A 286-nucleotide genomic window follows, 5' to 3' on the forward strand; every position below is an offset into this window, starting at 1 on the left:
GCGAAACAGCCTCGCCGACGTCGCGGTCTTTCTGGAGCAACACGGCGTCATCGCGCGAACCGAAGTGATCGCCGGCGACGCGGATGGCAACAGGCTGGCGGCGTTTGCGCGCTCCATCCACGCCGATCTGATCGTCTCCGGCGCCTATGGTCACAGCCGGCTGCGGGAATGGGCCTTCGGCGGGGTTACGCGCACGCTCATCGGCGAGAGCAATATCAATCGCCTGTTGTCGAACTGATCGGTCGGCCATGGTGACCGGTGGAGCCGATTCGACGGAACGGGCGGC

The 286-nt window shown here is 65.7% G+C and carries 1 protein-coding gene; it reads left to right on the forward strand.

The window, feature by feature from the left end:
- Nucleotides 1–238 (forward strand): universal stress protein (locus tag EN818_RS31600; protein WP_135906714.1); only part of this gene is annotated, 238 nt, incomplete at its 5' end.
- Nucleotides 239–286 lie beyond the last annotated feature (48 nt).

The organism is Mesorhizobium sp. M3A.F.Ca.ET.175.01.1.1, from assembly GCF_004791945.1.
Lineage (GTDB): Bacteria > Pseudomonadota > Alphaproteobacteria > Rhizobiales > Rhizobiaceae > Mesorhizobium.